This is a genomic window from Pseudomonas sp. Ant30-3, assembly GCF_000690905.1.
Lineage (GTDB): Bacteria > Pseudomonadota > Gammaproteobacteria > Pseudomonadales > Pseudomonadaceae > Aquipseudomonas.
The window spans coordinates 105,085-118,102 of the sequence record NZ_JMCL01000007.1 but is presented as its reverse complement, the minus strand read 5'-3'; the positions used below and the strand labels follow the sequence as shown (position 1 = coordinate 118,102).

General features: G+C 54.0%; 11 protein-coding genes. All 11 read left to right on the top strand.

Going from position 1 to position 13,018, the window contains the following annotated elements; all coding sequences use genetic code 11:
* Window positions 1-60 precede the first annotated feature (60 nt).
* The 11 genes from xylB to DU29_RS1000000130850 all read left to right on the top strand — a co-directional run bounded on the left by xylB (window position 61) and on the right by DU29_RS1000000130850 (window position 12,946).
* Complete coding sequence (xylB, locus tag DU29_RS0101575) at window positions 61-1,557, top strand: xylulokinase (RefSeq protein ID WP_028620111.1); 1,497 nt, start codon at window positions 61-63, stop codon at window positions 1,555-1,557.
* A gap of 13 nt (window positions 1,558-1,570) precedes the next feature.
* Window positions 1,571-2,515 carry a carbohydrate kinase family protein gene (locus tag DU29_RS0101570; protein WP_028620110.1) on the top strand — a complete coding sequence of 315 codons (945 nt, stop codon included), beginning with the start codon at window positions 1,571-1,573 and terminating at the stop codon, window positions 2,513-2,515.
* A 317-nt stretch (window positions 2,516-2,832) separates the two neighbouring features.
* On the top strand, window positions 2,833-4,881 hold the full coding sequence (locus tag DU29_RS0101565) for a type VI secretion system Vgr family protein (RefSeq protein WP_028620109.1): 2,049 nt from the start codon (window positions 2,833-2,835) through the stop codon (window positions 4,879-4,881).
* Window positions 4,872-5,732 carry a DUF4123 domain-containing protein gene (locus DU29_RS0101560; protein ID WP_028620108.1) on the top strand — a complete coding sequence of 287 codons (861 nt, stop codon included), beginning with the start codon at window positions 4,872-4,874 and terminating at the stop codon, window positions 5,730-5,732. Before DU29_RS0101565 ends, DU29_RS0101560 begins: the two co-directional genes overlap by 10 nt.
* Window positions 5,733-5,768: 36 nt before the next feature.
* Window positions 5,769-9,026, top strand: coding sequence for a hypothetical protein (locus DU29_RS0101555; protein ID WP_028620107.1), 3,258 nt, complete (start codon window positions 5,769-5,771; stop codon window positions 9,024-9,026).
* Window positions 9,013-9,999: a tetratricopeptide repeat protein gene (locus DU29_RS0101550; RefSeq protein ID WP_028620106.1), complete on the top strand. Its 987-nt coding sequence runs from the start codon at window positions 9,013-9,015 to the stop codon at window positions 9,997-9,999. The genes DU29_RS0101555 and DU29_RS0101550 overlap by 14 nt, the downstream gene beginning before the upstream one ends.
* A gap of 5 nt (window positions 10,000-10,004) precedes the next feature.
* Window positions 10,005-11,021, top strand: a complete 1,017-nt coding sequence (locus DU29_RS0101545) for a tetratricopeptide repeat protein (RefSeq protein ID WP_028620105.1) — start codon at window positions 10,005-10,007, stop codon at window positions 11,019-11,021.
* Window positions 11,018-11,473, top strand: a complete 456-nt coding sequence (locus DU29_RS1000000132125; RefSeq protein WP_152635504.1) for a hypothetical protein — start codon at window positions 11,018-11,020, stop codon at window positions 11,471-11,473. Before DU29_RS0101545 ends, DU29_RS1000000132125 begins: the two co-directional genes overlap by 4 nt.
* Window positions 11,474-11,741: 268 nt before the next feature.
* Window positions 11,742-12,002 (top strand): hypothetical protein, encoded by a 261-nt coding sequence (locus DU29_RS1000000132120; RefSeq protein ID WP_152635503.1) that lies wholly within the window; start codon window positions 11,742-11,744, stop codon window positions 12,000-12,002.
* 72 nt (window positions 12,003-12,074) lie between these two features.
* Window positions 12,075-12,596: a hypothetical protein gene (locus DU29_RS1000000130855; RefSeq protein ID WP_050483050.1), complete on the top strand. Its 522-nt coding sequence runs from the start codon at window positions 12,075-12,077 to the stop codon at window positions 12,594-12,596.
* Entirely contained in the window at window positions 12,545-12,946 is a 402-nt protein-coding gene (locus DU29_RS1000000130850; RefSeq protein ID WP_152635502.1) for a sel1 repeat family protein, read from the top strand. The genes DU29_RS1000000130855 and DU29_RS1000000130850 overlap by 52 nt, the downstream gene beginning before the upstream one ends.
* Window positions 12,947-13,018: the final 72 nt, after the last annotated feature.

Sequence of the window (13,018 nt, the reverse complement as noted above, 5' to 3'; positions counted from 1 at the left end):
GGAGTGAGCCTGCTCGCGATTGGCTTCACCCAGATTGACCTGACACTCCAAGGATTCACCATGGCAAAGCAACAACTATTCCTCGGCATCGACTGCGGCACCCAAGGCACCAAAGCCATCGTCCTTGATGCCCGCAGCGGACAGGTCCTTGGCCAGGGTGCCGCCGCGCACACGCTGATCAGCGGCGCCAACGGCCGCCGCGAGCAGGACACGTCGCAATGGCTTGAAGCGTTCACACTGGCAACTCGCGATGCATTGCTGACAGCGAGCGTCGACGGCCAGCATATTCTCGGCATTGGCGTCTCGGGCCAACAACACGGCCTGGTGTTGCTCGATGACCATGGGCTGCCGCTGCGCCCGGCCAAGCTGTGGTGCGACACCGAATCCACTGCGGAAAACGATCAATTACTCACCCACCTTCGCGGCGAAAACGGCTCGCTGGCACGCCTCGGCGTAGTCATTGCGCCGGGTTATACCGTTTCCAAATTGCTGTGGAGCAAAAATCACCACCCCGACGTTTTTGCCCGCATCGCTCACATTCTGCTGCCCCACGACTACCTGAATTTCTGGCTCACCGGCCGCGCCTGCAGTGAATACGGCGATGCCTCCGGCACCGGTTACTTCAACGTGCGCAATCGCCAGTGGGATCTTGAACTGTTGCGTCACATCGATCCCGGCGGACGTCTGCAGGCCGCGCTGCCGGAACTGATCGACGCGCAGCAAGCGGTTGGCACGATCCTGCCGGACATCGCCGCGCATCTGGGGATCAACCCGCGGGCGCGGGTGTCCAGCGGCGGCGGCGACAACATGATGGGCGCGATCGGCACCGGTAATATCCGCCCCGGCGCAATCACCATGAGCCTGGGTTCCTCGGGCACGGTGTACGCCTACGCCGACCAGCCGACCGTCAGCCCCGACGCCTCGGTAGCGACGTTCTGTTCATCCAGCGGCGGCTGGCTGCCGCTGATCTGCACGATGAACCTGACCAACGCCACCGGCGTGATTCGCGAACTGTTCGACCTCGATATCGACACGTTCAACCATCGAGTCGCGCAAGCACCCATCGGTGCCGAAGGTGTGTGCATGCTGCCGTTTTTCAACGGTGAACGCGTCCCCGCCCTGCCCCATGCCACCGGCAGCCTGCAAGGTTTGACCATGACCAACCTGACCCAGGCCAACCTGTGTCGCGCCGTGGTCGAAGGCACGACCTTCGGTTTGCGCTACGGGCTGGACCTGTTGCGGCACAATGGATTACAAAGCCGCAGCATCTGCCTGATCGGCGGCGGCTCGAAAAGCGCTGCCTGGCGACAAATCGTCGCTGACATAATGAATACCCCGGTCATCTGCACCGAGCAAAGTGAAGCCGCCGCCCTCGGCGCGGCGATTCAGGCCGCGTGGTGCGTGTCCCGGGAAGATGGCCGGGAAGAAAGTCTCGCGCAGTTGTGCGAGCGCTGCGTAAAACTCGATCCGGCCAGCGAAACCCGGCCGATCCCGGACAATGTCGCGGCCTGCCAGCAGGCCTATGAACGCTATCAACAGCATGTCGCAACCCTTTAAAGAGCGAGCAATTATGTATCTGGTGTGTGGCGAAGCGCTGTTCGATTTTTTCAGTGAAGACGACGCCAGCGGGCTGGCTTCAAAAATCAATTTCAAGGCGATTGCCGGTGGCTCGCCGTTCAACGTGGCGGTCGGTTTGCGCCGCCTGGGCGTGGACGCGGCGCTGTTTGCCGGGCTGTCTACGGACTACCTGGGCCGGCGCTTGCAGCAAGTGTTGCAGGAAGAAGGCGTGCGTCCGGATTACCTCATCGACTTCGCAGCGCCCACTACTCTGGCGATGGTTGCAGTCGGCGCCAATGGCTCGCCGCACTACAGTTTCCGCGGCGAAGGCTGCGCGGATCGGCAGTTGAAACCGGAACACCTGCCGTCGTTGGGCCCGGAAGTGCGGGGCCTGCATATCGGCTCGTTTTCGCTGGTGGTGCAACCGATCGCCGACACCTTGCTAGCCTTGGTGCAACGTGAGAGTGGCAAGCGCCTGATCAGCCTCGACCCGAATGTGCGCCTCAATCCGGAACCAAACATCGAGCTATGGCGTTCCCGCGTGGCCACGTTGGTGGCTCTCGCAGACTTGATCAAAGTCAGCGATGAGGATTTGAGCCTGTTGTATCCGGAGCAGGATCCTCAGCGGGTTATCGAAGGCTGGCTGCAGCAGCGCTGTCAGTTGGTGTTTCTGACCCGCGGTGGCGACGGCGCGACAGTGTTCAGCCGTCAGCACGGTTCATGGTCGGTGCCGGCGTGCGCCGTGAAGATGGCTGACACCGTGGGCGCCGGCGATACGTTTCAGGCGGCGCTGATTACCTGGCTGACCGAGCATGAACTGGATTCGATTGAGGGCGTGGGTCAGTTGAGCCGCGAGCAAATCGACGCGATGCTGAAGTTTGCCGTGCAGGCGGCGGCGCTGACCTGCAGCAAGACTGGCCCGGATTTACCGTATCGGAGGCAGCTGGATCTTCGCTGAGGCGGATGACCTCCTCGCTCCTACTCTGGATTTCGGCGAACAGGTTCAGCGTTCGAGTCGATCCACTGTGGGAGCGAGCCTGCTCGCGATGGCTTAGTGCCGGGCACTGCATTTTCTTCGGCAAGGACGCTGACTCGATGACGGTGTTGATTGTAGTTCCCATGAAGCAAAACCTCCCTATCCATTGGCCAAAACACTCGCCATCAGAGATTTCCCTATGCCGCAAGGGCGTTTCACCTACGCCATTTGCGCCTTGAACCAGTCGCTTTAATGCTGCACCATCCGCCCCAGCTTATCCAAAGGACGGAATTCAAGGCATGCTGGACGCGAACGCAACCCATATTTCCCTTACGCTGGAAGGCGTTTCCGTTGACCTTCAAGTGCTCAGTTTCGTCGGTCGCGAAGCCCTCAATCAGCCGTTCTGTTTTGACATCGAACTGGTCAGCGCTCGCCCCGATCTGAAACTCGAAGAGTTACTGCACAAGCGCGGCTGCCTGACCTTCGGCGCCACCGGCAAAGGCCTGATCCACGGCCTGGTCTATCGCATCGAGCAAGGCGACTCCGGCAAAAGCCTGACCCGCTACAGCATCAGTCTGGTCCCGCAACTCGCCTACCTGCGGCACAACCATGATCAACAGATCTTCCAGCATCTGACCGTGCCGAAGATCATCGCCCAGGTGCTGGAGGCGCGCGGCATTCTGGCCGACGCCTACAGCTTCCAGCTCGGCGCGATCTACCCGGAACGCATCTACTGCGTGCAGTACGATGAGTCCGACCTGCATTTCATTCAGCGTCTGTGTGAAGAAGAAGGCATCCACTTCCACTTCCAGCACAGTGCCAGCGGCCACACTCTGGTATTCGGTGACGACCAAACCGTATTCCGCAAACTCGCCGCCGTGGCCTACCAGCAAGACTCCGGCATGGCCGCCGAGAAACCGGTGATCAAACGCTTCAACCTGCGCCTGGAAACCCGCACCTCCCGCGTCAGCCGTCGCGACTACGACTTCGAAAAGCCGCGCATCCTGCCCGAAGGCGCCGCAAAAAGCACGTTCGCCCCGGACCTGGAAGACTACGACTACCCCGGCCGCTTCACCGACCGCGCCCGTGGCAAACAACTGGCCACTCGCGCCCTCGAACGCCATCGCAGCGACTACAAACTGGCGGAAGGCAAAAGCGACGACCCGACGCTGGTCAGCGGCCACTTTCTGGCCCTGAGCGAACATCCGCGCAGCGAATGGAACGACCTCTGGCTCCTGCTGGAAGTGGTCCATGAAGGCAAGCAACCGCAAGTGCTCGGCGCGAACGTCACCAGCGACGTGACCCAGAACAAAGACGATTTCCACCAAGGCTATCGCAACCGCTTTCTCGCCACCCCGTGGGACGCGCACTACCGCCCTGCCCTCGAACACCCGAAGCCGCAAGTGCTTGGCAGCCAGACCGCCATCGTCACCGGCCCGCCGGGTGAAGAAATCCACTGCGACGAATACGGCCGCGTCAAAGTGCAATTTCACTGGGACCGCGATGGCCAAAGCAACGACGCGACCAGTTGCTGGCTGCGCGTCGCCACCGGTTGGGCCGGCAGCGCCTACGGCGGAATCGCCAGCCCACGCGTCGGCATGGAAGTGCTCGTCACCTTCCTCGAAGGCGACCCCGACCAACCACTGATTACCGGCTGCCTGTACCACAAGGAAAACGTCGTCCCCTACGACCTGCCGGCCAACAAAACCCGCAGCACCTTCAAAACCCTCAGCTCACCGGGCGGCCAGGGCTACAACGAATTTCGCATCGAAGACAAAAAAGGTGCCGAGCAGATCTACCTGCACGCCCAGCGCGACTGGGATGAAAACATCGAGCACGACCAGAAAATCCGCATCGGTAACGAGCGGCACGACACGGTCGAGGCCAATGTTTACAGCGAATTCAAAGTCGAAGAACACCGCATCACTCACCTCGATCGCAAAACGGAAGCGCGGGCGGATGATCATCTGACCGTGGCGGTGACCCAGCATGTGAAGGTGGGGACCGCGCAGTTTGTCGAGGCTGGGCAGGAGATCCACTACAGCGCTGGGGAAAAGGTCGTGATCGAAGCTGGCATGGAGCTCACGGCCAAGGCTGGCGGGAGTTTTGTGAAGGTGGATGCGGGGGGTGTGACGATCAGCGGAGCACAGGTCAAGGTCAACTCGGGCGGTGGACCGGGCTCGGGCACACCCGCCGCGCCATTGTTGCCGGGCCCCATGAAGGCAGCAGACGCCGACGTGGCCGGCAAAGCGCCGCTCCCGAGCCGCCTCAACGAGTCAGGCATCACGCCGCTGTGCGGCAAACAAAGCAACGGCGCCTGCAGCCGTAAGGATTGCACATGCATGTAAGCGCGTTGAACGCCCTGCTCGCCGAGCCTCGTTACGAATTCGATTCGCTACCCAGAGAACAATCGAGCCAGGCCCTGTGTTTCATCATCGACCGCACTCGCCAACCCGAAGCCATGAGCCGCCTCTACCGCATCGGCGAACCGATGAACGCCCAAGGCTTGTTCATCGGCACCGATTTCGCCGAACTCGCCGCCGATGGCCCGTTGTGGCTTGTGGCACCGTGGGGCAGCCAGTTGGCAGCCGAAGCTGCGCGGTTGTGTGAGGAGAACTATTCCGGAATTGCGCTGGTAGCAGAAGACGCGACCGCGGCACTGGCGCACGCGCGCTGGTTACTGCGCGCGAACGACGGGTCTGGCGGGCAGAGTCTGTTGAGTTTTCACAAACCGAGTTTGTGGGCTGCGTTGGTGTATACGGCGGGAGAGGCTTCGCAGCAACTTTTTGGTCCTTGGCGGGGGGTGTTCTCGCCTGGGCCGGTTCACTTTGGTGAAGAGCGTGGTGGGTGGTTGAGTTGGCCCCACTCGAAACTCAAATGGCAGGGTGACTTCTCGGCATTCAACATCCCGGAACACGCTCCAAAGGTTCAACAAGGGTTGGCCTGGGCTTATTGGGTCGACGAAAATTACGAGGCCTTCGGCAAACCCACTCCGGAAGAGCTGCCCCGCATCGCGGAAAACCTGGACCTGCTAGTCAACTACAACGTCTATGAAGGTCGCCATTTACTGAAATTGGCCCGCATAACCAACGGCGCGCTATTCAACGCGCAGCCACAGGCCATGGCCATCCTGCAATCCAAGGAAGAGTCATTCATCAAAGTTGAACAGCTACGGCAACTTGCCATGAGCGCCGCCTGATGAAACCGTCCGCGTCAAGAATGAATGGAAGCATTTATGGAATCTGAAGCAGATAACACAAAGGTTGTCCCGCCTGTCGCAGAAGTCTGTGCGCCACCCCCTCGGGATATTGGTGAGCAGCCCGGCGCCCCCGAGGAATCACTCGCCTCCTTCGACAAAGTGAAAACGCCGTGTTCAACAACATACGGCAGCGCGATCTATGACACAGAAAATGAATCGTTCTGGCTGCTTCCAGAACGTACGACGTCAGCCTTAAAAGAAGCAGCGAATGACCTCGATCAAAAAGTGAATTCAAGCAAAACCGCTGAGGAGCGCAAGAAAGGCCTCTACAGCACGGGTCTACTGGAATACTTCCTTGAACCGAAGCTGGGCAATTTTCTCGCTGGCGAACAGCAAGCTCGAATGCTGGAGATCGAAGCGCAATATCCGACCATCAGTGACCTGGATGCCACGTTACAAGAGGCGCAGCAGCGCAGAAAAGCTAAGGCACCCATCGCATCAGAGACGTCAGCGGCTCTGACCCGTGCCGAAAAAGATGACATCAAAAAGTCTGAATGGATGGCAGCACAGCAGGACGCCACTCTAGTGCGCGGAGTTCATAGTGAATGGCAAAAGTTGAAGCGCGTTGCCATCGCGGCTGCTAAAGAAAAGGGTTATGCCTACGAAAGTGGAAGCCTGTACTCCCCCGAAGCCATCGCCGCACGCGAAGGCGTTCAGCGCTATCTAAAAGCTCGAGAAACGTTACTCAAAGTAAAGGACCTGGCAACTTTGGGCTCCGCAGAATTGGCCCCGTTATTGGCGGAAGACAAAAAGCGGCTGGACGAGGTCGCGACTTGCGGGACCAATAACCATCTTCCCCTGTGTACTTATGTGCGTGATCAGGAAGTACAGCGTTTAACTAGAAAGGCGATTTATGTCGCTTATCTGGATTCGATTACCAACGTTGCTCAATATGGGATCGCTCTCCCCGAATTTGCCCTGATTCCCACTAGCGGTGCTTCGTTGGAAGGAGGCGTCGATCTGTTCAAGCAGTACCTCGCATTAGAGCAGCAGCAGAAAGAAGTCAACGAGCGTCTGAGCACGAAATATAAAGGATGGATAGAAGCAAGCGGCCGGCAGGCCAAAGCCCCTGCGAATTTGGTTGCGCTGGAACGAGCCGAATGGGACCGGTTACAAGCTGAAAAGGAAAAGCTGAGGCAGCAAGCGGAGAAAAATACAGAAACGGCACCTGTCCGCCGACACCTGCTCTGGGAGCCGGAACAGTTTCAGCCCAAACCGATGGACAGGCTAGTCAAGGACGGCTTTCCGCTTCACGAAATGAGCATGCTTGATGACCTGAAGAAACCACTCACTTACCTCAGCATGTATTCGCTCCCGAGACTCCAAGCGACAATCAAAAACGACTGGAGAAAAGTCGGCGCTAAAGTCAAGGACTTGAGTAAGCGGCCAGGCGATAGCAGCGGCAAAGCTGCGGCAGACAGTGAGTTGAACTTGTTCGGCCAATGGCTTCAGCAAGAAGGTGCCCTCCGGATCAAAGACCAGGAAAGCGATTGGTTTTCAACAGAGGGCTGGTTCGACATCGAAAAATTTTACGCTTACTTGCAAACCCGCAATTACAAAGTCACATCACTCGATAGCGCCGGCAACCGTAAAGAGTGGGGAACCCGACTGCAGCAGGTTCTATTCAAAGACAACGTTCGCAAGACTTTCCGCATTTTTGATGTCAGCCCACAAGCGCAATTGGTACGTTGCCTGACATCGTCGTCCAGCGAAATCATCCACGGCTCAACAAAAGTCGAAGGTCCGGCCTTTACCGTAGCTGAAGGCTTTCAAGCGTCTGCGAAAGCTTCATTCGGCGTTGATCTCGCACGTGGTGAAGTGGAACTTTTCAAAGTGGATTTGCCTGACCGCAGCAAAGCCAAAGAAATCACGTTTAACTACCTGGATGCCAACAGCATCCAGCAAACACTGAATCTCGGTAGATTTTCGCTGTATCTTGGCGCCAAAGCGTGGGGCTACGCGGGTGCATCTCTACTGCTGTCTTCCGAGATAGCGCTCGACGTTGGAAATGCAGGGTTCCACTTGGCACCGCCCGAGCCCGTGGTACGTACCGGCGACAAACGCGACTTCGCTCACACCGCAACCAGCACTCAAATCAAAGGAGCCCCTGCGAATCTCCAAATACAGCAAGGCGGTAAAGCAGCTTTCAATTTATACGCGGGATTGCAGTCAGGGATCATGGTGACCGGCGCGTTGAACTGGGCCCCACCTTCGGAAGTCGCCATGCTTCAACGAGCTCCCACGTCGGGATCTAAAGATCCGATGAAGACCAACGAGTGGTTCAGTCTCGCTCGTCTGACCGCAGAGCTAAATGTCGCTGCAGGTTTAGGCGCAAAAGGTGAGGCAAGCATTTCGCTGCATAACGGCAAATTAATCCTTGTACTGAAGGCATCGTTAGTCGCTGGCCCCGGTGTCGGTGGCGCATTTAAATTTGAAGTGGGCTACGACGCTGTAACAGAGTTGATTAACCTGTTCCGGCGTGAGCTTTATAAAAACAAGCAAAATCCGTTCATCATGGTTGATGACGAAGCACTTACCGTAATGTCGAACCTGAATGCTTTGGCAGTTTGTGGGTTTGATGTTGGGATGGTGTATTTACTTGGGATCGACACCATTATGTCGATTTATGAGTCTTTGACTGCTTCGGAAAAAGGCGGCCCGATTGCAGATACGATCATTAATTATGAAAATCAATCAGAGCTCGAGGAGTGGTGCGTTAACGCTATTCCTGGAGCCCTTGGAGCACTATTAAACACACTAATAAGCCCTCCCGTTGATTTTTCCGTTACTCGTACGAGCTCCACGGGTGAATCAAATAGAGAGCTTAAGTATGGAAAGTCCGACACTCACCTTTTACAGCAGCAAGCGATCGAAAGAATACTTGGCTGGATATTAAATAATGCAAAGTCGAAAGGATCTATCGATAAAGCCCAACGACAATTTGAAGATATCTGCATGAGCATGAACAAATTTGGCGAGATATCTAAAGATGACGGACAGACATACTGCGAAGCCAGACTAGCACTTGATAGCTTTATGGCAGAAAGTGTTCTCAGCTTGTTCAACGATCAAAGTGATTCGATACGCGCCGCTTACAAAAAACACGTGACAACCCTTGGCGCCAATATTGATGGATTTTGTAAAAGAAGCCAATATCGTGGAACAACATATATTCCAAGCGGCACCGTTAAATATATCAAAGCGGATTTATCGGAAACTTATGATCACACATAAAGCTACACATAAAATAGTCGCATTTGTATTAATGTGTTTTGCAGCCCATGCGTTCGCGCAGTTAAACCCAACGCAAGAAGCGGCAAAAATCCGCGGGCTCGAACTTTACAACCAGATGAAGGCTGTTTCGGCAGTCCCTCTTTTGTCTATTGCGGCTGAGGCCGGTGATGGCGAGTCTCAATATTTCTTAGCCGAAGCATTGCGAAAAAACCATCACTACATGACTCTCGAAGCCCTTAAATGGTATGAGGAATCAGCTGAACAAGGCAATTTATATGCAATGATTCAATTGGGTAGAAGTTCGAACGATACGTGTAGGACTATGAAAAATTGCCCTACATCCAACAAACAACCTATCGAATGGTTGAATGAAGCGCAAAAGCTTGCCAAGCCAAAAGCCGAGCAAGGTGACAGCGAAGCAATGTTTATAATGTATCAAATTACAATAGAGGAAGACTGGTTGGAGAAATCCGCAAACGCAGGTTATCCAATTGCGCAATATTGGAAGGCGATAGGCGAACAAGAAGGGAGCGGAGTGTTTTTGCTGCCTTGGAAACGATCGGAATCTATATCAAAATGGCTAAAGCTATCCTCCGAGGGTGGTTATCCCAAGGCCATGATGGCATACGTCGCAATATTATACGAAGAAGGCGACTTACCAGGCGTTCGTTATTGGCTGGAAGAAGCAGCTAAGACCGGCGATCAGAATGCCGTTAGCACCTACGGAGCATACTTATCTCACACACCCGACAGAGTAGGTTTTCAATTGGACTTAGTAAAGGGATACGGACTGGTTTCTCTTCTTAAGGAATTGGATGGGGGCGGCAGTGCTAAGACATATCTTGAAGGAAAGCTGCCTGAAATTGCTGCCAAAATGACACCAGACCAATTAGCGCAAGCCAGCGAATTTGCAAAGAAATGGAAAGCAACCCACCCGCCGCTATCATTTTTTCCAGATAAACTGAGTCGCTAATGTAGATGAAAAGTTTAACCATCCTTCTGGCGTGTATAGCATGGGCGAACGCAGCGTCCGCCCAGCTATCGCCAGAACAGCAGCACCGAGACCGTGGGATTATTCTCTTCAACCAGTCCAAAGCCCAAGTTGGTGAAGAAAAACAAAAAGGGATCATCTTTTATAATCAATTCAAAATTTCTTCCGCGATAACTCATTTGAGTTTGGCTGCAGAAGCAGGAGACGCAGATGCTCAGTATTATCTGGGCGAATCTCTGCGAAGAAAGAACAGATTCATCACACTTGAAGCTCAACATGCTTATGAAGCGTCAGCGCTACAAGGTAATGTTTACGCGATGATCAGACTCTCTCAACGGGACAATGATCTTTGTAACACCATGAAAAACTGTCCAACAAGTCTGAAAGAACCACGCGAATGGCGTAAACTGGCCACGACTTCCACCGAACAAAGGGCCGAGAATGGGGACGCGGAGGCCATGTATTTGATGTTCTATATGACTGGCGAGAATAAATGGCTCGAGTTATCTGCAGAGCACGGATACCCCTTCTCTCAATACTATTTGGCGACCGAATACCTTAGTGGAAAAGGATTGTTTATACTCCCATCCAAAAGAGCTGAAGCCGTCGAGCGCTACATGAAAGCTTCGGCTGAAGAAGGCTATCCATTAGGTATGATGGCTTACGCAGAGATACTCGCAAATAAAAAGGACTACGACGGTTTCAGGTCGTGGAATATCAAAGCTGCAGAAGCAGGATATGCAAGCGCAGTGTTTGGCTATGGTTCGTACTTATCCGAGAAGCCTTCACAATATGGATTTGAATATGACCCAATTAAATCATACGCCCTGATCTTTACATTACTCGAACTCGATGGCGGAGGCGGGATGAAAGACTATGCAAATGACATACTTCCTGAAATTGCAGCAAAATTGACTTCCGAACAAATAGAACAAGCAAAGCAGATGTCGGAAGAATGGAAAGCGAATCACCCTCCTCTTTCATATTTTCCAGATAAATTATGAAAGATTTTTTCAAAAAAGCGATGCGACTCGGAATATTGCTCTTGCTGGTTTCTCCTCACACCCGGGCTCAATTATCAGCGGAGCAATATGCTGCTAAATTGCACGGAATAGCTCTTTACAATCAACACAAAGCCGTCAGTGCAATGCCCTTTCTCAAAACTGCAGCTGAGGGTGGTGACGCTGAGGCGCGCTACTATCTGGCCGAAGCCATTCGAAAAAACACGCGGTACATAGACGCTGCGGCCAGGGAAGCCTATGAGGCTTCCGCGGAGCAAGGAAATATCTACGCCATGATCCGACTGGGTGAGATGGACTCTGATCTGTGTGTGGCGATGAACAACTGCTCCAAAAGCCGAAGGACGCCTCAAGAGTGGATAGCAACCGCAAAATCGACGGCATTGGCACAGGCCTCCGAACACGATGCAGAATCGATTATTTGCTCTACGAATTGACTGGCGAGAAAACATGGCTTGAGCAATCAGCTGAAAACGGATTTGCACTGTCGCAGTATCTTCTCGCGACTGAGTACCGTGAAGGTAGTGGGTTTTTCATCACCCCCTCACGCAGGGCGGATGCTGTCGAACGCTAGATGAAAGCTTCTGCAGAAGGAGGGTATCCGAGAGCGATGACCAGTCTTACAGCAGTTTTGTTGAGAAAAATGACTTGGAAGGCGCGAGAAATTGGACCGAGCGGGCCGCATCGACAGGATATGTCGAGGCTGTGTTTAACTACGCCTATTACTTATCGGGCGAAAACACTGATTTCGGTTTTCCCGTGAACCTCGTGCGATCCCATGCGCTGCTCTCGCTATTCTCTGAGCTTGATGGCGGAGGCGGCGCGAAGGAAGACGCAGACTATCTCATAGCCAAATTTAGAAGCTCGATGAGTCCGGCGCAGTTGGATGAGGCAGGAAAGATGGCGTCGCAGTGGAAAGAAAATCACCCGGCGCTTTCTTATTTTCCGTTTAAATTGAGTCGTTAAGCGAGCGCTCGTCGATACTGATTACCGAATACTAAAAACGGTGGAGTCATGATTAGATTATCCAGGTAAGCTATGAACATATTGCCTCAGAGCGCTGTAGTTTTTGGATTGATTTGCTTAATAGTTTCGCCATCTACTTTGGCCGGGCTTACCCCAGATCAAGAAATTGCTAAGACAACTGGAATCGCTCTCTTTAACCAGTACAAAGCGATTTCCGCGGTTCCTCACCTCAAGATCGCTGCCCACGCGGGTGACCATGAAGCGCAATACTACCTTGGGGAGGCGATTCGGAATAACAAGAGATACATGACTACGGAAGCACAGACCGCGTATGAGGCTTCTGCCGCAATTGGTGACGTATATTCGATGATCAGGCTTGGTCAAGCATCCGACGACCTGTGCGTCAAGATGAATAACTGTCCCAAAGCACAGAGAACTCCGAAACAATGGATGGACCTGGCCAATAAAACCGCAAATCAAGGAGTCGAGCGAGGGAATGCAGAATCCATGTATTTGATGTACAAGAAAACTGGCGATGATGAATGGATCGAAAATCAGCGGAGAATGGATTCGCGCTTGCTCAGTTCCGCTTAGCTACAAAGTATCAGGAAGGTGGTGGGGTTTTCCTGCTTCGTGGCCAGCGCGCTGACGCTATCGAGCGCTGGATGAAAGCCTCTGCAGAAAATGGGTATCCACCTGGCATGATGGGACTTGCCGCCATATACATTGAAAAAGAAGATCTCAAAAATTTCAGACTATGGAACGAAAAGGCGGCCAATACTGGCTATGTCGAAGCAGTTTTCGGCTATGGATCTTATTTGGGAAATGACCAATCCGCGTTTCGATTCGTACAAAATCTGGTTAAATCCTATGCGTTGCTTTCACTACTGTATGAGCTTGATGGCGGAGGCAACGTGCGAAGGGACGTTGATGACGTATTTTAGCTAAGCAGTTCTCCCTGGCACTCCTGGCTTAGCCGCCAATTTTGCATGGGAGCCGCAGACCGATAGCTCCAT

Bases quoted from the DNA above. Each gene is read 5' to 3' on its own strand.
- DU29_RS0101545 (WP_028620105.1), top strand. From the start codon at position 10,005: ATGAAAAGTTTAACCATCCTTCTGGCGTGTATAGCATGGGCGAACGCA.
- DU29_RS1000000130855 (WP_050483050.1), top strand. From the start codon at position 12,075: ATGAACATATTGCCTCAGAGCGCTGTAGTTTTTGGATTGATTTGCTTA.
- DU29_RS0101565 (WP_028620109.1), top strand. From the start codon at position 2,833: ATGCTGGACGCGAACGCAACCCATATTTCCCTTACGCTGGAAGGCGTT.
- DU29_RS0101570 (WP_028620110.1), top strand. From the start codon at position 1,571: ATGTATCTGGTGTGTGGCGAAGCGCTGTTCGATTTTTTCAGTGAAGAC.
- DU29_RS0101555 (WP_028620107.1), top strand. From the start codon at position 5,769: ATGGAATCTGAAGCAGATAACACAAAGGTTGTCCCGCCTGTCGCAGAA.
- DU29_RS0101550 (WP_028620106.1), top strand. From the start codon at position 9,013: ATGATCACACATAAAGCTACACATAAAATAGTCGCATTTGTATTAATG.
- DU29_RS1000000130850 (WP_152635502.1), top strand. From the start codon at position 12,545: ATGGATCGAAAATCAGCGGAGAATGGATTCGCGCTTGCTCAGTTCCGC.
- DU29_RS1000000132125 (WP_152635504.1), top strand. From the start codon at position 11,018: ATGAAAGATTTTTTCAAAAAAGCGATGCGACTCGGAATATTGCTCTTG.
- DU29_RS0101560 (WP_028620108.1), top strand. From the start codon at position 4,872: ATGCATGTAAGCGCGTTGAACGCCCTGCTCGCCGAGCCTCGTTACGAA.
- xylB (WP_028620111.1), top strand. From the start codon at position 61: ATGGCAAAGCAACAACTATTCCTCGGCATCGACTGCGGCACCCAAGGC.